31 protein-coding genes are annotated in these 21,717 nt (G+C 60.9%); all 31 read right to left on the bottom strand.

Annotation, left to right across the window (positions count from 1 at the left end; genetic code table 11):
- On the bottom strand, positions 1-390 hold the full coding sequence (gene rpsK, locus GVM20_RS07605; RefSeq protein WP_101791853.1) for a 30S ribosomal protein S11: 390 nt from the start codon (positions 388-390) through the stop codon (positions 1-3).
- Positions 391-452: 62 nt separating this feature from the next.
- A complete protein-coding gene (gene rpsM / locus GVM20_RS07610; protein WP_160761271.1) occupies positions 453-821 on the bottom strand; it encodes a 30S ribosomal protein S13 in 369 nt (122 codons plus the stop codon).
- Between the two features lie 308 nt (positions 822-1,129).
- On the bottom strand, positions 1,130-1,969 hold the full coding sequence (locus GVM20_RS07615) for an SRPBCC family protein (protein WP_234031906.1): 840 nt from the start codon (positions 1,967-1,969) through the stop codon (positions 1,130-1,132).
- A gap of 71 nt (positions 1,970-2,040) precedes the next feature.
- Positions 2,041-2,688 carry an adenylate kinase gene (locus GVM20_RS07620; RefSeq protein ID WP_166546622.1) on the bottom strand — a complete coding sequence of 216 codons (648 nt, stop codon included), beginning with the start codon at positions 2,686-2,688 and terminating at the stop codon, positions 2,041-2,043.
- Positions 2,689-2,791: 103 nt separating this feature from the next.
- Positions 2,792-4,156 carry a preprotein translocase subunit SecY gene (gene secY, locus GVM20_RS07625; RefSeq protein ID WP_166546623.1) on the bottom strand — a complete coding sequence of 455 codons (1,365 nt, stop codon included), beginning with the start codon at positions 4,154-4,156 and terminating at the stop codon, positions 2,792-2,794.
- 185 nt (positions 4,157-4,341) lie between these two features.
- Positions 4,342-4,866, bottom strand: a complete 525-nt coding sequence (gene rplO, locus GVM20_RS07630) for a 50S ribosomal protein L15 (protein WP_166546624.1) — start codon at positions 4,864-4,866, stop codon at positions 4,342-4,344.
- A gap of 74 nt (positions 4,867-4,940) precedes the next feature.
- A complete protein-coding gene (gene rpmD, locus GVM20_RS07635) occupies positions 4,941-5,117 on the bottom strand; it encodes a 50S ribosomal protein L30 (protein ID WP_072675046.1) in 177 nt (58 codons plus the stop codon).
- 6 nt (positions 5,118-5,123) lie between these two features.
- The gene (rpsE, locus tag GVM20_RS07640) at positions 5,124-5,837 is read right to left on the bottom strand and encodes a 30S ribosomal protein S5 (protein WP_234031907.1); all 714 of its coding nucleotides are present in this window, start codon (positions 5,835-5,837) and stop codon (positions 5,124-5,126) included.
- Positions 5,838-5,839: 2 nt separating this feature from the next.
- Complete coding sequence (gene rplR / locus GVM20_RS07645; RefSeq protein WP_160761276.1) at positions 5,840-6,184, bottom strand: 50S ribosomal protein L18; 345 nt, start codon at positions 6,182-6,184, stop codon at positions 5,840-5,842.
- Position 6,185: 1 nt separating this feature from the next.
- Positions 6,186-6,719 (bottom strand): 50S ribosomal protein L6, encoded by a 534-nt coding sequence (gene rplF / locus GVM20_RS07650; protein ID WP_160761277.1) that lies wholly within the window; start codon positions 6,717-6,719, stop codon positions 6,186-6,188.
- The gene (rpsH, locus tag GVM20_RS07655) at positions 6,719-7,114 is read right to left on the bottom strand and encodes a 30S ribosomal protein S8 (RefSeq protein ID WP_166546625.1); all 396 of its coding nucleotides are present in this window, start codon (positions 7,112-7,114) and stop codon (positions 6,719-6,721) included. Before rpsH ends, rplF begins: the two co-directional genes overlap by 1 nt.
- 10 nt (positions 7,115-7,124) lie before the next feature.
- Positions 7,125-7,430: a 30S ribosomal protein S14 gene (gene rpsN, locus GVM20_RS07660; protein WP_086609106.1), complete on the bottom strand. Its 306-nt coding sequence runs from the start codon at positions 7,428-7,430 to the stop codon at positions 7,125-7,127.
- Positions 7,431-7,472: 42 nt separating this feature from the next.
- The gene (gene rplE, locus GVM20_RS07665) at positions 7,473-8,066 is read right to left on the bottom strand and encodes a 50S ribosomal protein L5 (protein ID WP_166546626.1); all 594 of its coding nucleotides are present in this window, start codon (positions 8,064-8,066) and stop codon (positions 7,473-7,475) included.
- A complete protein-coding gene (gene rplX / locus GVM20_RS07670) occupies positions 8,059-8,379 on the bottom strand; it encodes a 50S ribosomal protein L24 (RefSeq protein ID WP_166546627.1) in 321 nt (106 codons plus the stop codon). Before rplX ends, rplE begins: the two co-directional genes overlap by 8 nt.
- Positions 8,379-8,747 carry a 50S ribosomal protein L14 gene (gene rplN, locus GVM20_RS07675; protein WP_101791177.1) on the bottom strand — a complete coding sequence of 123 codons (369 nt, stop codon included), beginning with the start codon at positions 8,745-8,747 and terminating at the stop codon, positions 8,379-8,381. Before rplN ends, rplX begins: the two co-directional genes overlap by 1 nt.
- A gap of 76 nt (positions 8,748-8,823) precedes the next feature.
- Positions 8,824-9,114 (bottom strand): 30S ribosomal protein S17, encoded by a 291-nt coding sequence (rpsQ, locus tag GVM20_RS07680; RefSeq protein WP_160761282.1) that lies wholly within the window; start codon positions 9,112-9,114, stop codon positions 8,824-8,826.
- A gap of 11 nt (positions 9,115-9,125) precedes the next feature.
- Complete coding sequence (rpmC, locus tag GVM20_RS07685; RefSeq protein WP_166546628.1) at positions 9,126-9,338, bottom strand: 50S ribosomal protein L29; 213 nt, start codon at positions 9,336-9,338, stop codon at positions 9,126-9,128.
- Complete coding sequence (gene rplP, locus GVM20_RS07690) at positions 9,338-9,772, bottom strand: 50S ribosomal protein L16 (RefSeq protein WP_160761284.1); 435 nt, start codon at positions 9,770-9,772, stop codon at positions 9,338-9,340. The genes rpmC and rplP overlap by 1 nt, the downstream gene beginning before the upstream one ends.
- An 11-nt stretch (positions 9,773-9,783) precedes the next feature.
- Positions 9,784-10,479: a 30S ribosomal protein S3 gene (gene rpsC / locus GVM20_RS07695; RefSeq protein ID WP_160761285.1), complete on the bottom strand. Its 696-nt coding sequence runs from the start codon at positions 10,477-10,479 to the stop codon at positions 9,784-9,786.
- A gap of 1 nt (position 10,480) precedes the next feature.
- Positions 10,481-10,858, bottom strand: a complete 378-nt coding sequence (gene rplV, locus GVM20_RS07700) for a 50S ribosomal protein L22 (protein WP_054118161.1) — start codon at positions 10,856-10,858, stop codon at positions 10,481-10,483.
- Positions 10,858-11,133: a 30S ribosomal protein S19 gene (rpsS, locus tag GVM20_RS07705; protein WP_160761286.1), complete on the bottom strand. Its 276-nt coding sequence runs from the start codon at positions 11,131-11,133 to the stop codon at positions 10,858-10,860. Before rpsS ends, rplV begins: the two co-directional genes overlap by 1 nt.
- A 6-nt stretch (positions 11,134-11,139) precedes the next feature.
- Complete coding sequence (gene rplB, locus GVM20_RS07710; RefSeq protein ID WP_166546629.1) at positions 11,140-11,976, bottom strand: 50S ribosomal protein L2; 837 nt, start codon at positions 11,974-11,976, stop codon at positions 11,140-11,142.
- A 23-nt stretch (positions 11,977-11,999) separates the two neighbouring features.
- On the bottom strand, positions 12,000-12,308 hold the full coding sequence (locus GVM20_RS07715) for a 50S ribosomal protein L23 (protein ID WP_160761288.1): 309 nt from the start codon (positions 12,306-12,308) through the stop codon (positions 12,000-12,002).
- Positions 12,301-12,930: a 50S ribosomal protein L4 gene (gene rplD, locus GVM20_RS07720; RefSeq protein ID WP_166546630.1), complete on the bottom strand. Its 630-nt coding sequence runs from the start codon at positions 12,928-12,930 to the stop codon at positions 12,301-12,303. The genes GVM20_RS07715 and rplD overlap by 8 nt, the downstream gene beginning before the upstream one ends.
- Positions 12,931-12,933: 3 nt before the next feature.
- Positions 12,934-13,728 carry a 50S ribosomal protein L3 gene (gene rplC, locus GVM20_RS07725; RefSeq protein ID WP_166546631.1) on the bottom strand — a complete coding sequence of 265 codons (795 nt, stop codon included), beginning with the start codon at positions 13,726-13,728 and terminating at the stop codon, positions 12,934-12,936.
- 271 nt (positions 13,729-13,999) lie between these two features.
- Positions 14,000-14,311 carry a 30S ribosomal protein S10 gene (gene rpsJ / locus GVM20_RS07730; RefSeq protein WP_017665146.1) on the bottom strand — a complete coding sequence of 104 codons (312 nt, stop codon included), beginning with the start codon at positions 14,309-14,311 and terminating at the stop codon, positions 14,000-14,002.
- Positions 14,312-14,703: 392 nt separating this feature from the next.
- A complete protein-coding gene (gene tuf / locus GVM20_RS07735; protein ID WP_166546632.1) occupies positions 14,704-15,894 on the bottom strand; it encodes an elongation factor Tu in 1,191 nt (396 codons plus the stop codon).
- Between the two features lie 94 nt (positions 15,895-15,988).
- A complete protein-coding gene (gene fusA, locus GVM20_RS07740; protein ID WP_166546633.1) occupies positions 15,989-18,076 on the bottom strand; it encodes an elongation factor G in 2,088 nt (695 codons plus the stop codon).
- Positions 18,077-18,195: 119 nt separating this feature from the next.
- A complete protein-coding gene (rpsG, locus tag GVM20_RS07745) occupies positions 18,196-18,666 on the bottom strand; it encodes a 30S ribosomal protein S7 (RefSeq protein ID WP_101791189.1) in 471 nt (156 codons plus the stop codon).
- A 187-nt stretch (positions 18,667-18,853) separates the two neighbouring features.
- On the bottom strand, positions 18,854-19,225 hold the full coding sequence (rpsL, locus tag GVM20_RS07750) for a 30S ribosomal protein S12 (RefSeq protein WP_054118152.1): 372 nt from the start codon (positions 19,223-19,225) through the stop codon (positions 18,854-18,856).
- A 713-nt stretch (positions 19,226-19,938) separates the two neighbouring features.
- Complete coding sequence (locus GVM20_RS07755; protein ID WP_166546634.1) at positions 19,939-21,459, bottom strand: P-loop ATPase, Sll1717 family; 1,521 nt, start codon at positions 21,457-21,459, stop codon at positions 19,939-19,941.
- Positions 21,460-21,717 lie beyond the last annotated feature (258 nt).

Consider the following 21,717-nt stretch of genomic DNA (forward strand, 5'->3'; position numbering starts at 1 on the left):
TCAGACGCGGCGACGCTTGGAGGGACGGACCCCGTTGTGCGGGATCGGAGTGACGTCGCGGATCGAAGTAATGTTGAAACCCACAGCCGCAAGACCCCGAAGCGCGCTTTCGCGGCCCGAGCCCGGACCCTTCACTTCGACTTCGAGCGTACGGACGCCGTGTTCGGCAGCCTTCTTGCCCGCATCGTCAGCGGCAACCTGCGCAGCATAGGGAGTCGACTTGCGGCTGCCCTTGAAGCCCATCGCGCCAGCGCTGGACCAGCTGATCGCATTGCCCTGCGCATCGGTGATGGTGATCATGGTGTTGTTGAAGCTGGCGTTGATATGCGCAACGCCGCTGGTGATGTTCTTCTTGTCACGGCGCCGAATACGGCCTGGTTCGCGTGCCATCGTTATCTGTCCTCTAGATCGTCAGAAGGGAAAAGCGTGCAAAGGGGGTGAGCCCCGCTCGCTTACTTCTTCTTGCCCGCGATGGGCTTGGCCTTGCCCTTGCGGGTGCGGGCGTTGGTGTGGGTGCGCTGGCCACGGACGGGGAGACCCGAACGGTGACGCAGGCCGCGATAGGCGCGCAGATCCATCAGGCGCTTGATGTTCATCGCGGTGTTGCGACGCAGGTCGCCTTCCACGGTGAAATCGGCGTCGATGGTTTCGCGGATCCGCAGCACTTCCTCATCAGAGAGGTCCTGCACACGCGCAGAGTGCGCGATACCCAGCTTGTCAGCGATCTGGACGGCGGTGGTACGACCAATACCGTGAATATAGGTCAGCGCGATGATCACGCGCTTGTTGGTGGGGATATTGACCCCGGCAATACGAGCCACTTATTTCTCCATGCTCCACAGGGACTTAGGTCAATTAAAGACCACCCCTATCTCAACGCTCAATTCATTCTTGTGTCCGCTTGCCGCGTGATTTGCCAAGTGGCAGGATCACAAACGGCAAAAAGCCCGGTTGGCACGCGCAAGGGCGATGCCTGCCGAACTTGCTTCGAACATGTCGAATGAGCCGCGCGCATAGGCTGATTCGTCCGGGCCGTCAACCGCAAGGCGAAGGACTGCGGATCGGTCGCAAAGCGGAACGCGGCCCAAGGCCTGGCACCCAGCCCCGTCCCACTCCTCAACCCTTGGCGCTAGCGCGGCGGCTCGTCCGCCAGATCGCCGAATACATCCGCCACCGAAGGGGACTTGGGCGCTGGCTTTGGCTCCGGCTTCGGCGCAGCAGGCTTGGCAGCCGGTGCGGCGACCGGCTTCGGGGCCGTAGCGGGTGCAGGCGTGGCGGCAGCGGGCTTCGGCGCAGGCAGAGTTGCAGGCTTCGCGGCAGGGTCGATGGCCGGCTTGGCGACGGGCGGCGCTGGTGCAGCAGCGGGCGGGCCTGCGGCGGGCTTTGCAGCAGACGAGGACGGCATTGCCACGACCACCAAAGGCTTTGCCAAAGCGGCAAGCTGAACACCCATCACCCCGTCGACCGCCTTGGAAATCACCGGCACTTCATACCGCATCGGGCCGCCGACATTATACTCCCATACGATCCGGGTACCCTTGTCGACCTTGCTGATTGCGATCGTCAGCACCCCGGTCACCGGCTCGCTCTGGAGCGGGCCGAGGTTGCCGACCATCCGCAGTGCGGATTCGGGATAGGCCTGCACCACCCGCATGTGCTCGACACTGCCTTCAAGGGTAAAGCGCCCCGGCTCGTCGACCTCGGGGATGGTTTCACAGAAGCAGCCCCCGGCCTGAGGGACGAGCGTCAGGTTCTTGGCACTGCCTGACCACGTGTGTTCCGAGGTCCACCAGGTAGCGGGCGAGATCAGCGCGAGCCACACTTGCTTGGGGCTGGCCTTCACCACGACTTCGTGGCGCGAGACGAAGCTATCGTCCGTTGCGCGCGTAACCTCGGCCGAGGCGGCTGCGCCCCAAGCCATCGAGGCGAGGCCAAGCAGCGCCATGGGCGCGCCAAAGTGAAGTTTCATGGCAAGACCCTCCCGTACGATCCGTGCCGAAGGCTGGGCCAAAAGCGTGGGGGACACAAGTCCCGCTCGGCTCAGCTGTCGAGGATTGCGTCGATCTGACCCGCGACGGTGTCGATCGCGGCCATGCCGTCAACCCGCGTCACAATCCCGCGCGCTTCATAGCCAGGCAGGATCGGCGCCGTCTTGGCGCGGTATTCCTGCATCCGCATCCGCACGGTTTCTTCGTTATCGTCGGGCCGACGCTTGAATTCGGTGCTGCCGCAGGTGTCGCACACGCCCGGCGTCTTGGGCGGATTGGCGGTGTCGTGATACAACGCGCCGCAATTGCCGCAGGAGAAGCGGCCAGTGATGCGCTCTACCAGCGCGTCCTCGTTCACTTCGAGCTCAATCACATGGTCGAGCAGTCGGCCATTGCGTGCCAGAATCGCGTCAAGCGCGTCAGCCTGCGCGGCCGTGCGGGGATAGCCATCGAAGATCGCACCCGTTTCAGGCGCCATGGCGGCCAGTTCAGCATCGATCAGATCGGAGACGATCTCATCCGAGACCAGCTCGCCGCGCTCCATCACTTCCTTGGCGCGGATGCCGACCGGCGTGCCGGCCTTGACCGCGGCGCGCAGCATGTCGCCGGTCGAAAGCTGGCGCATGCCATGCCGCTCGACCAACCCTGCGCTTTGCGTTCCCTTACCCGCGCCGGGAGGGCCAAGAAGAATGATGTTCACGAACCGTCCCCCAATATCGCCTCGGGTCTTCGCCCGGCGCATTCATTCAGACTAGTGGGTTCAACCAAGCAGGGACCTGCGTCAAGCCGACTAATGTCGGATATCAGCGCATCCGCCCCTTGAGCTTCGCCTTCTTGATGAGATCGCCATATTGCAGGGCCAGCAGGTGCGACTGGATCTGGCTGATCGTATCGACCGTCACGTTCACGACGATCAGCAGGCTGGTGCCGCCGAGGAACAGCGGAATACCGGTCTGCGCGATCATGTATTCGGGCACCACGCAGACAACCGTCAGGTAAGCGGCGCCGATCACGGTGATCCGGGTCAGCACATATTCGAGATAATCCGCCGTCCGCTTGCCGGGACGAATACCGGGGATCGAGCCGCCATTCTTCTTCAGGTTATCGGCCGTTTCTTCGGGGTTGAACACCACCGCAGTGTAGAAGAAGCAGAAGAAGATGATCCCGATCGCATAGAGCGTCATGTAGAGCGGCTGACCATGCGCGAGGTACTGGTTCAGTGCCTGAAGCACCGAATAGAAGCTGCTATTGGTGTCAACCGAGCTGCCCGCGAACTGCGTGATCGTCAGCGGCAGCAGCAACAGCGAGCTGGCGAAGATCGGAGGGATCACGCCCGCCGTGTTGATCTTGAGCGGCAGGTAGGACCGCTCGGCCTGCATCATGCCGCGCTGGGTCGCACGCTTGGGATACTGGATCGTCAGGCGGCGCTGGGCGCGCTCCATGAAGGCGATCAGCAGGATCAGCGCGACCACCATCACGAGAAAGGCGATGATGATCCACGGCGCAATCGAGCCGGTGCGGCCACCTTCGAACAGGTTGGTGGCGAAGCTCGGGAACTGGGCCACGATGCCCGCCATGATGATCAGCGAGATACCGTTGCCGATACCACGACTGGTGATCTGCTCACCCAGCCACAGCAGGAACATGGTGCCGCCGACGAGGTTGATGACCGCAACGACGCGGAACATGTAGCCGGGGTTGACCACCGCCGCGAGGCCGTTCTGCGCGGCGAAGCTTTCAAGCCCCACCGCAATCGCATAGCCTTGAATGATGCACAGCAGCACCGCGCCATAGCGGGTGTACTGGTTGAGCTTCTGACGCCCGCTCGCGCCTTCCTTCTTCAGCGCGGACAGCGCCGGGTGCAAAGCCGAGGCCATCTGCACCACGATTGAGGCAGTAATATAGGGCATCACGCCGAGCGCGATGAGGCTCATGCGCTCAAGACTGCCGCCCGAAAAGGCGTTGAATAGGTCGAGGATGCCACCGCGGGTCTGTTGGTACAGCTCGCTCAGGATCAGCGGATTGACGCCAGGCAGCGGCACGAAGCTGAGGAAGCGGAAGACAATCAGCGCCCCGATCGTGAACCAGATGCGCTGCTTGAGCTCGGTCGCCTTGGCAAAGTTGCCGAGGTTCAGGTTGCTCGCGATATTGTCGGCGCGTGATGCCATGTCGTTCTGTCAGTCCTAGCTCTTGATCCGGTAGTCATGGCTGACCTGCAACCATCCCGAACCATCCAATGCGCGCCTGTGCTGCAAGAGCTGGCCCTGCATCAGAAGGGCCCATCCGGCGCGCGAGAGCGTAAATAGGGAGCGCGGGGGCACTTGTCGAACCCCCGCGCGTCACCTTTTGTCGATTACTTCGCCTTCGCAGCCTTGTTGGCGTCGCGGCGAGCAAGCTTCTTCTCATGCTCAGGGGTCGGTGCAGCCGCCACTTCGACGCTGCCACCGGCCTTTTCGACCGCAGCAATGGCGCCCTTGGTCGCACCGGTCACGGCGAAGGTCACCTTGGCGGTGATCTCACCCTTGCCCAGCAGACGCACGCCGTCCTTGCCATCACGCACCAGACCGACCGCGCGCAGCGCGTCTTCGGTGATGGTGGCCTTGGCGTCGAGCTTGCCGGCGTCGATGAACTTCTGGATCATGCCGATGTTCACTTCGGCGTAGTCCTTGGCGAAGGGGTTGTTGAAGCCGCGCTTCGGCAGGCGCATGTGCAGCGGCATCTGACCGCCTTCAAAGCCCTTGATCGCCACACCGGAACGGGCCTTCTGACCCTTCTGACCGCGCGCCGAGGTCTTACCCTTGCCCGAGCCGATACCACGGCCCACACGCATCCGACCCTTGCGGGCACCGGCATTGTCGCGGATGTCATTCAGTTTCATAATCGTGCACTCGCTTTCGCTTTTGTCGCGCTGAGAGAAAGGAAGGCCCCGACTATGCGGGGCCTGCCTGAGTTTTAGTCGATCACCTGCACCAGATGCGGGATCTTGGCGATTGCGCCGCGCACCTCGGGGGTGTCCTGACGCTCGACGATCTTGTGCATCTTGTTCAGCCCCAGACCGATGAGGATCTGGCGCTGACTGGCGGGGCGACGGATCGGCGAACCGACCTGCTTGATCTTGATGGTAGCCATCTCGAATTACTCCACAATCGCCGCAGCGTCGGCTTCAGCCTCAACTGCGCTGGCCCCGCCACGACCCAGAAGGTCGACGACCTTCTTGCCACGACGCTGGGCAACCGACTTCGGCGAAGTCTGATCGGTCAACGCATCGAAGGTGGCGCGGATCATGTTGTAGGGGTTCGACGTACCGACCGACTTGGTCACCACGTCAGCAACGCCCAGGCTCTCGAACACAGCGCGCATCGGACCACCGGCGATGATGCCGGTCCCCGGAGGCGCCGTACGCAGCGTAACCTTGCCCGCGCCGAAACGGCCGTTGCCGTCATGGTGCAGAGTGCGGCCTTCCTTGAGCGGAACGCGGATCATCTTCTTGCGCGCCGCGGCCGTTGCCTTGGTGATCGCTTCGGGCACTTCGCGAGCCTTGCCGTGGCCGAAGCCAACGCGGCCCTGACCGTCGCCGACCACGACCAGCGCAGCAAAGCCGAAGCGCTTGCCGCCCTTTACGGTCTTGGAGACGCGGTTGATGTGCACCAGCTTTTCGATGATGCCGTCATCTTCTTCCTGCTTGCCGCCGCGACGGTCATCACGACCGCCACGACCACGTCCGCGATCGCCGCCACCGCCTTCACGGTTGCCGCCACGGCCACGGCCACGACGGCCCTGCGCTTCACCGGCATCGCCAGCAACTTCGCTGACCACTTCGGGGGTTTCGATGGTGTTCTCGTCAGCCATAATCAGAACTCCAGCCCGCCTTCACGGGCGGCATCGGCCAGCGCTTTGACGCGACCATGGAACAGGAACCCGCCGCGATCGAACACGACAGTGGTCACGCCCGCCTTCTTGGCAGCTTCGGCAATCGCCTTGCCGACCTCGACAGCGGCATCGACATTCGCGCCGCTCGCCTTGGCACCGAGCGTCGAAGCCGCAGCGACAGTCTTGCCGGCTGCATCATCGATGATCTGGGCGTAGATGTGACGGCCGGTGCGGTGCACCGACAGACGGGGCTTGCCACCGGCACGTGCACGCAGAGCGGTGCGAACGCGGCGACGGCGCCGTTCGAAAAGGGAAAGCTTTGCCATCTTATCTCTTCTTCCCTTCCTTGCGGAAGATAAACTCGCCCTTGTAGGCAATCCCCTTGCCCTTGTAGGGCTCGGGCTTGCGCCAACGGCGGATTTCGGCGGCAAACTGGCCAACGGCCTGCTTGTCGGTCCCGGAAATCTCGATCGTGGTCTGGTCCGGAGTCTTGACTTCAAGACCCTCGGGCACAGGCAGGTCGACATCGTGGCTGTAGCCAAGCTGCAGCTTCAGATTGCGGCCCTGCGCATTGGCACGGTAGCCGACGCCCTTGATGACGAGGACCTTGGTGAAGCCGTCAGTGACGCCTTCGACCAGGTTCGACACCAGCGTACGCTGCATGCCCCAGAAGGCCCGCGCCTGACGGCTGTCATTGGCCGGCTTGACCGAGATCTCGCCCTCTTCGACCTTGTAGTCGATGAGGTCGGACAGGCCTAGGGTCAGAGTCCCCTTGGGGCCCTTCACCGTGAGGGTGCCGTTGTCGATCGTGGCGGTAACACCGCCCGGGATCGCCACCGGCTTTTTACCGATGCGGCTCATCAGAACACCTCCGCCAGGACTTCGCCGCCGACGTTGTGGCTGCGTGCTTCGGCATCCGAGAGCACGCCGCGCGGCGTCGAGACGATCGTGATGCCAAGGCCGTTACGGATCGTCGGCAGTTCCTTGGAACCCGAATAGACCCGGCGACCCGGCTTGGAGACGCGGGCCACGTGCTTGATCGCGGGCTCGCCTTCGAAATACTTCAGTTCGATCCGCAGCGCCGGGTGCATGCCCGAATTGTCTTCGCTGTAGCCACGGATATAGCCTTCACGCTGAAGCACTTCGAGCACGCTTGCGCGAAGGTTGCTCGCGGGCGTGAGCACGGAGTCCTTCTTCGCACGCTGGCCGTTGCGGATGCGGGTGAGCATATCACCCAGAGGATCGGTCATAGCCATAGTTCAGTCCTCACCAGCTCGACTTGGTCAGACCGGGAATCATCCCGCTGTTGCCGAGTTGACGCAGTTCGATGCGGTTGATGCCGAACTTGCGGTAATAGCCGCGCGGGCGGCCGGTGGTGGCGCAACGGTTGCGGACCCGGGTCGGGTTCGCATTGCGCGGAAGCTCTGCCATCTTGAGCCGAGCGACCAGGCGCTCCGTCTCGTCGAGGGACTCGTCATTCGCGATCGCCTTCAGCTTCTCGTACTTCGCAGCGTACTGCTTGACGAGCTTCTTGCGACGCTCATTCTTGTTGATGGAACTCAGTTTCGCCATGGACTTAAGCTCTCTTGCCTAGTGTCTTTTGGGGGAAGCGGCTCACGCCGCCTCCTTCTGTTCGGTTGCCTTTGCGCCCGGTGCTTCGCCCTGGAAGGGGAAGCCGAACAGACGCAGCAATTCGCGCGCCTCTTCATCGGTCTTGGCGGTGGTGGTGACGATGATGTCCATCCCGCGCACCTTCTCGATCTTGTCGTAGCTGATTTCGGGGAACACGATCTGTTCCTTCAGCCCCATCGCGTAGTTCCCGCGGCCATCGAACGACTTGGCGTTCAGCCCGCGGAAGTCCCGGATGCGCGGCATGGCTACGGTCACGAGACGATCAAGAAACTCGTACATGCGCTCACGGCGCAAGGTGACCTTGCAACCGATCGGCATGCCTTCACGCAGCTTGAACTGCGCGATCGACTTCTTGGCGATGGTGATGACCGGCTTCTGGCCAGCGATCAGCGCCATTTCTTCGGCAGCGGTCTGGACCTTCTTCTTGTCCTGGCTCGCTTCGCCGACGCCCATGTTGAGCGTGATCTTCTCGAGCTTGGGGACTTCGAGACGGTTCTTGTAGCCAAACTTCTCGGTCATCGCCTTCACGATTTCCGTGTCGTACTTGGCCTTCATCCGGGCGGTATAATCAGCCATCGATGGTCTCCCCACTCTTCACGGCGACGCGGACCTTCTTGCCGTCCTTCATTTCGAAACGGACGCGCGTAGCCTTGCCGGTCTTGGGATCAGCAAGCGCAACCTTCGAGATGTGCATCGGAGCCGGGAACCGGTCGATGCCACCCTGGGGGTTCTGCTGGCTGGGCTTGCGGTGACGGGCAGCGATGTTCACGCCCTCGACAACGACCTTGCCGTCCTTCGGCATGACCTGAGCGACCGTACCGGTACGACCCTTGTCCTTGCCCGACAGCACGACGACGCTGTCACCCTTCTTGATCTTCGCAGCAGCCATCACAGCACCTCCGGAGCGAGCGAAATGATCTTCATGAAGCCGCGCGAACGCAGTTCACGCACCACCGGGCCAAAGATACGGGTGCCGATCGGCTCCTCGTTCTTGTTGACCAGCACGGCAGCATTGCTGTCGAAACGGATCACGGTGCCGTCGGGACGACGCACTTCCTTGCGGGTGCGGACGATCACGGCGCGATGGACATCGCCCTTCTTGACCTTCGCGCGCGGCTGCGCCTCCTTGATGGAGACGACGATCACATCGCCGACGCCCGCGGTACGACGCTTCGACCCGCCCAGCACCTTGATGCACTGGACGCGCTTGGCGCCGCTGTTGTCCGCGACGTCGAGATTGGATTGCATCTGGATCATTGATCCGTCTTCCTTCTCACTGGCTTACCAGGACGCCCGATCCGACCGGGGCCTGACAGTTCCGATTACGCCTAATTCAGTTACCCGCAGCTGCCACGTCGAGGTCGGCTTCCACCGCCTGCACGCCGCCTGCCACAACCCGGTCCTTGACGATCCAGGTCTTGGTCTTGGACATCGGGCGGGTCTCTTCGATCCGCACCACGTCACCCACGGTGTATTCATTGGTTTCGTCGTGCGCGTGATACTTCTTCGAACGACGGATGATCTTCCCGTACAGCGGGTGCTTCACCTTGCGTTCGACCAGCACGGTCACGGTCTTGTTGGTCTTGTCGGAGGTCACAGTCCCGACGAGGATGCGCTTGGGCATTGTGCTACTCCTTACGCCTTGGCGGCGGCGGTTTTGGCCGCGCGCTCGTTTTGCAGCGTCTTGATCTGCGCGATGGTCCGGCGCACCTGACGGATGCGCGAGGGAGCCTCGAGCTGGTTGGTCGCAGCCTGGAACCGCAGATTGTACTGCTCGCGCTTCAGCTCGGTGAGCTCGGCGGACAGCTGATCATCAGTCTTGGTGCGAAGGTCCGCAAAGTCGGCCATTATTCGCCTCCCAGGTGGCTGGTGTCGCCGAGACGGGCAACAACCTTGGTCTTGATCGGCAGCTTCATGGCTGCACGCTCGAACGCTTCGGCCGCGAGCGGGCCGGCAACGCCGTCGAGTTCGAACAGGATGCGACCCGGCTTCACGCGGGCTGCCCAATATTCGACCGAACCCTTGCCCTTACCCTGACGGACTTCAGCAGGCTTCTTGGTCACCGGCACATCGGGGAAGACGCGGATCCAGAGACGGCCCTGACGCTTGATGTGACGCGTGATCGCGCGGCGAGCCGCTTCGATCTGACGTGCGGTAATCCGCTCGGGTTCCAGAGCCTTGAGACCATAGGAGCCGAAGTTGAGGGTGGTTCCACCCTTGGCTTCGCCCTTGATCCGTCCCTTGAACTGCTTGCGGAACTTGTGCTTTTTCGGTTGCAACATGGTCTGTTACCTCAACGAGCCGGACGGACGCCGGAAGTCTGCGCTTCCATCATCAGGCGGTCCTGGGCGGTCGGATCATGAGCGAGAATCTCGCCCTTGAAGATCCACACCTTGATCCCGATGATGCCGTAGGCGGTGAGCGCCTCGCACTCGGCGTAATCGATGTTGGCACGCAGCGTGTGCGCCGGAACGCGGCCTTCACGATACGATTCAACCCGGGCGATTTCTGCACCACCAAGACGGCCACCGCAGGTGATCTTGATCCCCTCGGCACCGAGCCGGATGGCCGACTGCATCGCGCGCTTCATCGCCCGACGGAACGCCACGCGGCGAACCAGCTGATCGGCGATGCCCTGCGCAACGAGCTTGGAGTCGATTTCCGGCTTGCGGATTTCAACGATGTTCAGCTTCACGTCGCTCGGCGTCATGGTCGCCAGCTTCGAGCGCAGCTTTTCGATGTCTGCACCCTTCTTGCCGATGATCACGCCGGGACGCGCCGCATAGATCGACACGCGGCACAGCTTGGCCGGACGCTCGATCACCACCTTGGAAACTGCCGCCTGCGGCAGGTTCTTCATGATGTACTTGCGGATCGCGACATCTTCCTTGAGCAGCTGCGCATAGTCACGCCCTTCGGCGTACCAGCGGCTGTCCCAGGTGCGGTTGATCTGCAGGCGCAGACCGATCGGATTGCTCTTCTGGCCCATCTTACGCCTCTTCTGCTTCGCGAACGACGATCCGCAGCCGTGAGAACGGCTTGAGGATCCGGGTCGACTTGCCGCGGCCGCGGGTGTGGAACCGCTTCATCGTCACCGACTTGCCGACCGAAGCTTCCGCCACGATCAACGCATCAACGTCGAGGTTGTGGTTGTTCTCAGCATTGGCGATTGCCGAAGCGAGCACCTTGCTCGCATCGCGCGCCATTGCCCGCTTCGAAAAGGCGAGAATGTTCAACGCCTCTTCAGCCTTCTTGCCACGGATCAGGGCAGCAACGAGGTTGAGCTTCTGCGCCGAACCACGGATCGTGGTGCCGACGGCCAGCGCCTCGTTATCGCCCACGCGGCGGGGTGCCTTTGCCTTGCTCATCAGCGCTTGCCCTTCTTGTCGGCAGCGTGACCGGGGAAGGTGCGCGTGGGCGCAAATTCACCAAGCTTGTGGCCGACCATTTCTTCCGAAACCGAAACGGGAATGAACTTGTGCCCGTTATAGACATTGAAGGTGAGCCCGACGAACTGCGGCAGAATCGTCGAACGCCGCGACCAGGTCTTGATCGGCTTGACGTTGCTCGCTTCCTGCGCGCTTTCAGCCTTCTTCAACAGGCTCAGCTCGACAAACGGACCTTTCCAGACGGAACGTGCCATCGTCTCTTACCTCTTCTTCTTCGCGTGACGCGAACGGATGATCATCTTGTCCGTCTGCTTGTTATGGCGCGTACGGGCACCCTTGGTCGGCTTGCCCCACGGGGTCACCGGATGGCGACCGCCTGAGGTCCGGCCTTCACCACCACCGTGCGGGTGGTCGACCGGGTTCTTCGCAACACCGCGAGTCAGCGGGCGGACGCCCATCCAACGCTTGCGGCCAGCCTTGGCAAAGTTCTGGTTGCCGTTGTCGGGGTTCGACACGGCGCCCACAGTGCCCATGCAATCGGCGCGCAGGTAACGCTGCTCACCCGAGTTCAGGCGAACGATGACCATCGCGCGGTCACGACCGACGACCTGCACGTAAGTGCCGGCCGAACGGGCGATCTGACCACCCTTGCCCGGCTTCATCTCGACGTTGTGGCAGATCGTGCCAACCGGCATCTGACCCAGCAGCATCGCGTTGCCCGGCTTGGTGTCGACCTTTTCGCCAGCAACCACAGAGTCGCCAACAGCAAGACGCTGCGGAGCGATGATGTAGGCCTGCTCACCATCTTCGTACTTCACCAGTGCGATGAAGGCGGTGCGGTTGGGGTCATATTCCAGACGCTCGACAGTGGCCGGCATGTCCCACTTACGACGCTTGAAGTCGATGAAGCGGTACTTCTGCTTGTGACCACCGGCGATGCCACGCGAGGTGACATGGCCCTTGTTGTTCCGACCACCAGTCTTGTGCTTACCTTCGGTAAGCGCCTTGAGCGGCTTGCCCTTGTAGAGCGCGGACTTGTCGACCAGAATCAGACCGCGGCGAGCGGGACTGGTCGGTTTATAGTTCTTGAGTGCCATTGTTCGTGTCCTGTCCCTTGGCCTCAGATACCGCTGGTGATATCGATCATTTCACCCTCGGCGAGGGTGACAATGGCCTTCTTCACGTCGCTGCGCTGATAGGCCTTGCCCTTCCAGCGCTTGGTCTTGCCCTTGACCACCAGAGTGTTCACGGCGACGACCTTCTTGTCGTAGATCGCCTCGATCGCTTCCTTGATCTGGGGCTTGGTCGCCGAGTTGGCGACCTTGAAGACCACTGCGTTGTTCTCGGACGCGAGGGTCGACTTTTCGGTGATGTGCGGCGCGATGATCACGTCATAGTGACGCGCATCGACAGTCTGCTTCTTAGCCATTGAAGCGCGCCTCCAGCTTTTCGACAGCAGCCTTGGTCAGCACCAGCGTGTCGTGGTTGAGGATGTCATAGACGTTGGCGCCCATGGCCGGCATCACATTGATGCCCGGCAGGTTACCGGCAGCCTTCTTGAAGCCAGCGTCCACCTGTTCGCCGTCGATCACCAGCACCTTCCCCGCAAAACCGGCCTTGGCGAGGTGGCCCTTGAGCACCTTGGTCTTGGCTTCGGCGAGTTCCAGCGTGTCAACCACGACGAGACCGTCCTTGGCCTTGCTCGAAAGCGCCATCTTGAGACCGAGCGCACGGATCTTCTTGTTGAGCGACTGCTCGAAGTCACGCTTGCGCGCGCCGTGGGCCTTACCGCCGCCGATGAAGATCGGAGCTGCACGGTCGCCGTGACGAGCGGTACCGCCGCCCTTTTGCTTGCCGAACTTCTTGCCGGTGCGGGCCACGTCCGAACGCTCACGCGTCGGGCGGGCAGTGCCGCGGCGGTTTTCGAGCTGCCAGGTCACGACCCGGTGCAGGATGTCGGCGCGCGGCTCGATGCCGAACACGTCGTCCGAAAGCTCGATGTCTGCGCCCTTGACCGCAGTACCGTCGATGTTCTGAACCTTGATCTTCATGGCTCAGCCTTCCTTGTTTTCTTCGGTGGCCGGAGCGTCGGTTTCGACGGCTTCGGTCACGACCACGTCTTCGGCGGCAGCTTCGACAACCGAGGGGGTCTCGTCAGCCTGCGGGGCCTTCTTGTCGAGCACCGCGCCGGGGAACGGCACGCCTTCGGGAAGCGGAAGCTTCACGGCGTCGCGAACGAGCAGCCAGCCATTCTTCGCACCCGGGACCGAGCCCTTGACGAAGAGGAGACCGCGCTCAGCATCGGTACGGACGATTTCGAGGTTCTGCTGGGTGCGCTGACGGTCGCCCATGTGGCCGGCCATCTTCTTGCCCTTGAACACGCGGCCCGGATCCTGACGGTTACCCGTCGAACCGTGGGCACGGTGCGAGATCGACACACCGTGGGTGGCGCGCATACCGCCGAAGCCCCAACGCTTCATGGCGCCGGCAAAGCCCTTACCCTGCGTGTGGCCGGTGATGTCGACCATCTGACCAGCGATGAAATGCTCGGCGCTGATGGTCGAGCCGACCGGCACGAGGCCATCGGCGTTTTCGACGCGGAATTCAGCGACGCGCTTCTTCAGGCCGACATCGGCCTTGGCGAAATGTTCACGCTGCGGCTTGGCAACGTTCTTCTGCTTGGCTTCGCCTGCGCCGAGCTGGACGGCAAAGTAGCCATCACGGTCTTCGGTGCGGTGCGAAACCACCTGGCAATCTTCCAGCGCGAGAACGGTCACAGGCACGTGCCGTCCGTCCTCCTGGAAGAGGCGGGTCATCCCGACTTTCTTTGCGATAACGCCGGTGCGCATCGTCAGTTACTCCTCAACAGAGGCACCCTACGGACCATCCGCAAGGTGCATGGCAGGCCACAGCGTCAGACGCTGCAGCCCAGTTCAGCCCAAATTGTCATGCATCGCCCCGTCCGGGCTGAGTGCTCATGCTGGCCGGGTGGCCGCTGGAGCAAGACGGGGGACGCAGCCCGGATGATTTTCATCCGGCGGTATCCACCCTATCGTCAGGTGAGGCACATAGGGCCTCAACGATAGAGGCCCCCACCGAAGCGGGGGCATTTCGGCTGGCTTAGGCCAGCTTGATCTCGACGTTCACGCCGGCAGCCAGATCGAGCTTCATCAAAGCATCGACAGTCTGGGCGTTGGGCTGCACGATATCGAGCAGCCGCTTGTAGGTGCGAACTTCGAACTGCTCGCGCGACTTCTTGTCGACGTGCGGACCGCGGTTCACGGTAAACTTCTCGATACGCGTCGGCAGGGGAATGGGGCCACGAATAAGAGCGCCAGTGCGGCGGGCCGTATCAGCGATCTCACCAGTTGCCTGGTCGAGAACGCGGTGGTCGAACGCCTTGAGGCGAATACGGATATTCTGAGCTTCCATGTCCTACTACCGATGCGAAAGAGCCAAGGAGCAACCGGTCACCCGGTATTTCCCAAAAACAAAGGCCGGCCCCGCTCAATTCCGGTTTCCCGAGAGCGGGCGGCCTTCTTCAAAACTCGTGACAGACGGAACGAATCTCGTCTGCGGATGCGCGCCTATACGGAGCGTGTTGGATTCTGGCAAGGGCCAAGTGGAAGGAAATTGCGCGGGGGTGAAATGACCGCGCCCAACCAGCAAAACCGCCCTGCCCCAACCCTTTGTCGCGTGGCCGAACCCGGAAACCGGCAACCACGTTTTTACGAGCCATAGGCCGCACACAAAAAGGCCCGGCAGCTCAGATGAGCGGCCGGGCCTGCTTTGCGTTCAGTCAGCTCCCAGGCGGGAGCAGAACCTTACTTGGTGATCTTGGCAACGACGCCCGAACCCACGGTGCGGCCACCTTCGCGGATTGCGAAGCGCAGACCTTCGTCCATGGCGATCGGAGCGATCAGCTTCACGCCGATCGAAACGTTGTCGCCCGGCATCACCATTTCGGTGCCTTCGGGAAGGATCACTTCGCCGGTCACGTCGGTGGTGCGGAAGTAGAACTGCGGGCGGTAGTTGGCGAAGAACGGCGTGTGACGGCCACCTTCATCCTTCGACAGCACGTAGACTTCGGCTTCAAACTCGGTGTGCGGCTTGACCGTACCGGGCTTGCAGAGAACCTGGCCACGCTCGACTTCTTCACGGGCAACGCCGCGGATCAGGGCGCCGACGTTGTCGCCAGCTTCACCGCGATCGAGCAGCTTGCGGAACATTTCCACGCCGGTGACGGTGGTCTTGCGGGTGTCCTTGATGCCGACGATTTCGACTTCTTCGCCGACGTTGACGATGCCGGTTTCGATACGGCCGGTCACCACAGTGCCGCGACCCGAGATCGAGAACACGTCTTCGATCGGCATCAGGAACGGCTTGTCGACCGGACGGTCGGGCTGAGGGATGAAGCTGTCGACAGCTTCGATCAGCGCAATCACCGAATCCTTGCCGATGTTGTCATCGCGACCTTCGAGAGCGGCCAGAGCCGAACCCTTAATGATCGGAATGTTATCACCGTCAAAGTCGTACGACGACAGCAGCTCGCGGACTTCCAGTTCGACGAGCTCGAGGATTTCCTCGTCGTCAACCTGGTCGACCTTGTTCATGTACACGACCAGCGCCGGCACGCCGACCTGACGGGCGAGCAGGATGTGCTCACGGGTCTGGGGCATCGGGCCGTCAGCGGCGTTCACCACGAGGATCGCGCCGTCCATCTGGGCGGCACCGGTGATCATGTTCTTCACATAGTCAGCGTGACCCGGGCAGTCGACGTGAGCGTAGTGACGCGCAGCCGATTCGTACTCGACGTGTGCGGTCGAGATGGTGATCCCGCGCTCACGCTCTTCCGGAGCCTTGTCGATGTTGGCGAAATCGACAGCAGCGCCGCCGTAGGTTTCAGCCATCACCTTGGTGATCGCGGCGGTCAGCGTGGTCTTGCCATGGTCAACGTGACCGATGGTGCCGATGTTGCAGTGCGGCTTATTCCGCTGGAACTTTTCCTTGGCCATTTCTCTGGTGTACCTTCTTGAATGAAACGATGTGTTCGCGGGAGAACGGCGGTGCCCGCTGAATCAGGCGCCGCCCCTAGACTGCCGAAGCAGCTTAGGCAAGTTTCTCCTTGACCTCGGCTGCGACGTTGGCCGGAACCTCGTCATAGTGCGAGAATTGCATGGAGTACTGCGCACGCCCTTGCGTGAACGAGCGCAGTTCGTTGACATAGCCGAACATGTTGGCGAGCGGCACGAAGGCCTCCACCGCCTGGGCATTGCCGCGCGTGTCGGTGCCCTGGATCTGTCCGCGCCGGCTGTTGAGGTCGCCGATGACATCCCCGAGGTAATCATCGGGGGTCACCACTTCAACCTTCATGATCGGCTCGAGCAGCTTGATGCCCGACTTCTGCGCGACTTCACGCATGGCACCGCGTGCGGCGATTTCGAACGCGATCGCGCTCGAGTCGACGTCGTGGTACGCACCATCGGTCAGCTTGATGCTGAAGTCGATGATCGGGAAGCCGACCAGGTGACCGCTGGCCGCCTGTTCGCGGAAGCCCTTTTCGATCGCCGGGATGTATTCGCGCGGGATGTTCCCGCCCTTGATCTGGTCTTCGAAGATCACGCCCTGGCCGCGTTCACCGGGGGTGACCGTGACCTTCACGCGGCCGAACTGGCCCGAGCCGCCCGACTGCTTCTTGTGGGTGTAATCGACATCGACCTCGCGGGCGAGGTATTCGCGGTAGGCCACCTGCGGCGCGCCGACATTGGCTTCGACCTTGAACTCGCGCTTCATGCGATCGACGATGATGTCGAGGTGCAATTCGCCCATGCCCTTGATGATGGTCTGGCCGCTTTCGTGATCGGTCGAGACGCGGAAGCTCGGATCTTCAGCCGACAGGCGATTGAGCGCGATGCCCATCTTTTCCTGGTCAGCCTTGGTCTTCGGTTCCACCGACAGTTCGATCACCGGCTCGGGGAATTCCATCCGCTCGAGCACGATCGGCGCATTGGCTGCGCAGAGCGTGTCACCGGTGGTGGTTTCCTTCATCCCGGCGAGCGCGATGATGTCGCCTGCGAAGGCTTCGTCCACGTCCTTGCGCTCGTTCGCATGCATTTCGAGCATACGACCGACCTTTTCCTTCTTGTCCTTCACCGAGTTCAGGTAGGTGCCCTTGCCGAGCGTACCGGAATAGATGCGGATGAAGGTCAGGCTGCCGACGAACGGATCGTTCATCACCTTGAACGCGAGCGCGCTGAACGGTGCTTCGTCGGTCGCGGGGCGACTGTCGGTCTCGTTGCTGTCCATCTTGACGCCCTGGACGTCAGGAATGTCGAGCGGCGACGGCAGGTAGTCGACCACAGCGTCGAGCAGGGGCTGCACGCCCTTGTTCTTGAACGCCGAGCCGCAGCACACCGGCACGAACGACTGGTTGAGCGTGCCCTTGCGGATCAGCGCCTTCAGGGTCGCCACATCAGGCTCGTTGCCTTCGAGATAGGCTTCCATCGCCTCGTCGTCCTGTTCGACGGCGAGTTCGATCAGCTCGCTGCGATAGATCGCAGCTTCGTCAGCCAGATCAGCCGGGATGTCCTCATAAACGAACTCGGCACCCAGCGACTCATCCTTCCAGATGATCGCGCGATTGTGCACGAGGTCGACGAGACCCTTCAGATCGGCTTCGAGACCGATGGGAATGTAAAGCACAGCCGGACGCGCACCCAGACGGTCGATGATCGACTGGACGCAATACTTGAAGTTGGCGCCGGTCCGGTCGAGCTTGTTGATAAAGCACATGCGGGGGACGCCGTATTTGTCGGCTTGACGCCAAACAGTTTCGGACTGGGGTTCAACCCCGGCCACGCCGTCGAAGCAGGCCACGGCGCCGTCGAGCACGCGCAGGGAGCGTTCGACTTCAATCGTGAAGTCCACGTGTCCCGGGGTGTCGATGATGTTGATGCGGTGTTCCGGACCATCGGCGACCGACCAGAAGCAGGTCGTGGCGGCCGAGGTGATCGTGATCCCGCGCTCCTGCTCCTGCTCCATCCAGTCCATCGTCGCCGCGCCATCGTGCACTTCGCCGATCTTGTAGGACTTGCCGGTGTAGAACAGGATCCGCTCGGTCGTGGTGGTCTTGCCGGCGTCGATATGCGCCATAATGCCGATATTGCGGTAGCGGTCGATCGGATGGCTGCGTGCCATGAGGAATTCCTTGGTGTTGGAGAAGCGGCCCGGCCCGACAAGGGGCCCGCAGCGCGCTCCATATAGTGATGATTGTGACAGCCGGAAGACCCTTCCCCCGGCTGCCCACAATCAGCGTGTTACCAGCGGTAGTGCGAGAAGGCGCGGTTCGCATCCGCCATGCGGTGCGTGTCTTCGCGCTTCTTCACCGCGTTGCCGCGGTTGTTGGCCGCATCCAGCAGCTCACCCGACAGACGCGCTGCCATGGTGGTTTCCGGACGACCGCGCGCCGCATTGATCAACCAACGGATCGCGAGGGCCTGCGCACGCTCGGGGCGAACTTCCACCGGCACCTGATAGGTTGCACCACCAACGCGGCGGCTGCGCACTTCGACCTGCGGCTTCACATTGTTCAGCGCATCATGGAACAGCTGGATCGGGTCCGCCTTGGCCTTGGCCTCGACAGTCTGGAGCGCGTTGTACACAATACCTTCAGCGACGGCCTTCTTACCGTCATACATCAGGTTGTTCATGAACTTCGACAGGATCTGATCACCATACTGGGGATCGGGCAGGATGACCCGCTTTTCGGGACGACGACGACGTGACATTTCAAATACTCCAGACTCGGGAGCGCAGCGACCTCTTCAAACGTCATCCCAGCGAAAGCTGGGACCTAGGGCCTCTTGCACTCGGTCTAAAAAAACTCTGCCAAACAAGCGTTCTATTGGGAGGACTGAGATCCCCGATAAAATCGCTTAAGGCGATTTTTCGAGGATGACCTGTCCCCCGGACAGGTCACTTCGGACGCTTGGCGCCGTACTTCGAGCGGCTCTTGCGACGGTCCTTCACACCCTGGGTGTCGAGCACGCCGCGCAGGACGTGGTAACGCACGCCGGGAAGGTCGCGCACACGCCCGCCGCGGATCAGCACAACGCTGTGCTCCTGCAGGTTGTGGCCTTCACCGGGGATGTAGCTGATGACCTCGCGCTGGTTGGTCAGGCGAACCTTGGCCACCTTGCGCAGCGCCGAGTTCGGCTTCTTCGGGGTCGTCGTGTAGACGCGGGTGCAAACGCCGCGCTTCTGCGGGTTCTGCTCCATCGCAGGGACCTTGGACTTGGCCTTCTGCGGAACGCGGCCCTTGCGGACCAGCTGGTTGATTGTCGGCATTAAGTTCTCACTTCACCTTTTTGTCGACCCTTCCGGGCGGGAAACCGGTTCCCACTTTCCCTGAAGGGATCGAGACGAGGGTGACACGGGTGCCGGACGATGGGGGAGGAGAAGAATAAGCCAATTCGTCATCCCGGGCTTGACCCGGGACCGCATTCCGCAAGCGCATGGCCCGCGGCACGATATCCCGATTTTCGCCGGGATGACGAAGAGACTGAAACGCTCCACCCGCAGATCCGGCCCTTCGGCCACCGGGTTACTTTGACGACTGCCCCGCAAAGGAGACGCACCGCCAATGTTCAGCTCAAACCGGGAATGACCCCGGAAGATGCGCGCCCTTAGGCGGGTTTGGGTGGAGGGTCAAGGCGGGAGTTGGAGAGCGAGCAATGCCCTACCCCCTCCCTGTCACCCCGGACCTGCCTGCCGCGGCGCAGGCCGGGGATCCGGGGCCCAGCTTACTTTGCGGAGCCCCAAACCGCCCGTGTCGCGCACAAACGGTGGCGCAGCCGCCGCAAGCGCGACCGCGCGCCCCGCCTTATGGCGCGAAAGCCAAGGTGGACGGACGTCCACCGCCCGGCGCTTGAGGGCGAAAACAAACAGACTCGCGGAGCCACCGCCCCCCGCGTTCGTCACCCCGGCGCAGGCCGGGGTTTGGATTACTACTTTGGGGAGCAGCGGTTTGGGTGGAGGTCAAAGGCTGGTGTTGAGTTCGATTAGCTAGCCGCGCGGCTTTCGGTCAAGTTGAGCCCCCGATGCAATCCGTCATGGACCTTATATAGCTCAGATTCCACAAAGCCTTGAGAGCTAAAGAAACACTTGTAGCGCCATTGATTGGACTTCCCCACTCGAAAACCGATAATCGAATTATCGAACAAAAACCTCAGATACGAGGTGACATCATTTGAAGTGCAAGATGCTCCATTGGCCTTCAACGCCCTTTCAAAATCCACCCGATCAAAGTTAGTCTTACCCATACTCTGTATTGTCGCAAGAAGTGAGTTGATCATCGGAAACTGCGTTCGCCATTCATCTTTCAATTCCTCGACAAGCCACTCTGAATAGGCAGGCTCTACGTTGTAAATGGCTTGGCATTCCAAACGGTCCGCATTCACATCTTCCTCGTCGAAAGGGTTGTCACGGCGTTGAAGCATGTCCTCCCTGACGAGCTGGAAGAACCTAATAAAATCGCGCGGCCTAACCATCGTCCGCAGCATGATATGATCAAATGGAGCGCGTTGCTGCCTCATTTGATCTTTGTCGAAAAGTTCTTCGATCTTTAGAAGCTCGCTCTGACCCGCATTCTTCGCATAGAAATTGACACGCTCCAAGATCATACGGGACAATCCCTCCTTGGACCAAGCAAGAAGTTGACCGCAGTCAGAACGAAGTTTATTTTTATCATTAAGATCAATCGTCTCAAAAATGTCTTCGCGCAAAAATACAATTGGTCGGAGCTTACCACGGAATTTCGAGTTAATAAACTCCGATGCACCTACTAAACCAGCGATGATCCTTTGACTTGCTTCAAATGACGCAGTGTCCCAAGCTTCGTCGATGCGGTCGAAAGAAATCACAATCCGAGGCCCATTCTCTACGCACTCGGTAAGTGCGTCCTCGAATATATCCGTCAAGCGCTCGATGGAACGATTAAGCTGAACCTGTAAGCCGTCGTCCTTTTGAACCTCTGTGAAAGAAATTTCACCACCATCAGCACTCAAGCCATCGAAATTCAATCCTTCAAAATCGAAAGCTCCACTGGGTAGCTTCAGCTTACTCAGTTGAAGCAACTTCTGACCAATAACCTGCCCCAAAGAAGGAACAGGTGAACTGTAAATACGTTCAATAATCTTGACGGCATCTCTAATTTTTTTTGATTTAACTTTTCCTGCAATCTCCTTAACACAAAGCAAATATATTATATATTTCCATGACTGAATATAGGCTAGAGAACTTGCCTTTCCTTCGGCGGAGAGCAATGAATGCACATCCCATGAATAATTCTGCAGGGAGAGATTGACGGCGATGTCACCTTCATTGAGATATCGTCCGTAATTTTCATTGAAATGCTGAAATACGGCAGTTTTTCCAGCGCCCTTCCGCCCTAATACCAAGAACCGATATCGATTATCGACTACAGCCTGAAGCACGCCATTTTCAAAGAAGTAACTGGAGAGATTTTCATCACGCTCCGCAGAAACTTGGCCGAAGTCTATCCAGTCAATCATCATGGTCATGTGCATCAACACTCATTTTGCGAACGGCATAAGCCATCCTACACACTTAACAGCGATCGCCGCAATTAATGCATCATAGGCGAATTGCAATGATTCCTGAATGGTAAGCCGGCTCAGTTTCAAGGCGCGGTTGCGCATGCTGCGCCGCGCGCCGGTTCAGTGGTACACGCGCCCTTGTGGCTCCGCCCCCTCCCCCGACCCCGATACCTGCCCCGGCCTTGAGTCGGGGCCAAGGGGAGGGGGGACTGGCGGCGAGCG

Origin of the sequence: Porphyrobacter sp. SLTP, from assembly GCF_009905735.1 — a bacterium.
In the GTDB taxonomy this organism is placed as follows: Bacteria; Pseudomonadota; Alphaproteobacteria; order Sphingomonadales; family Sphingomonadaceae; genus Erythrobacter.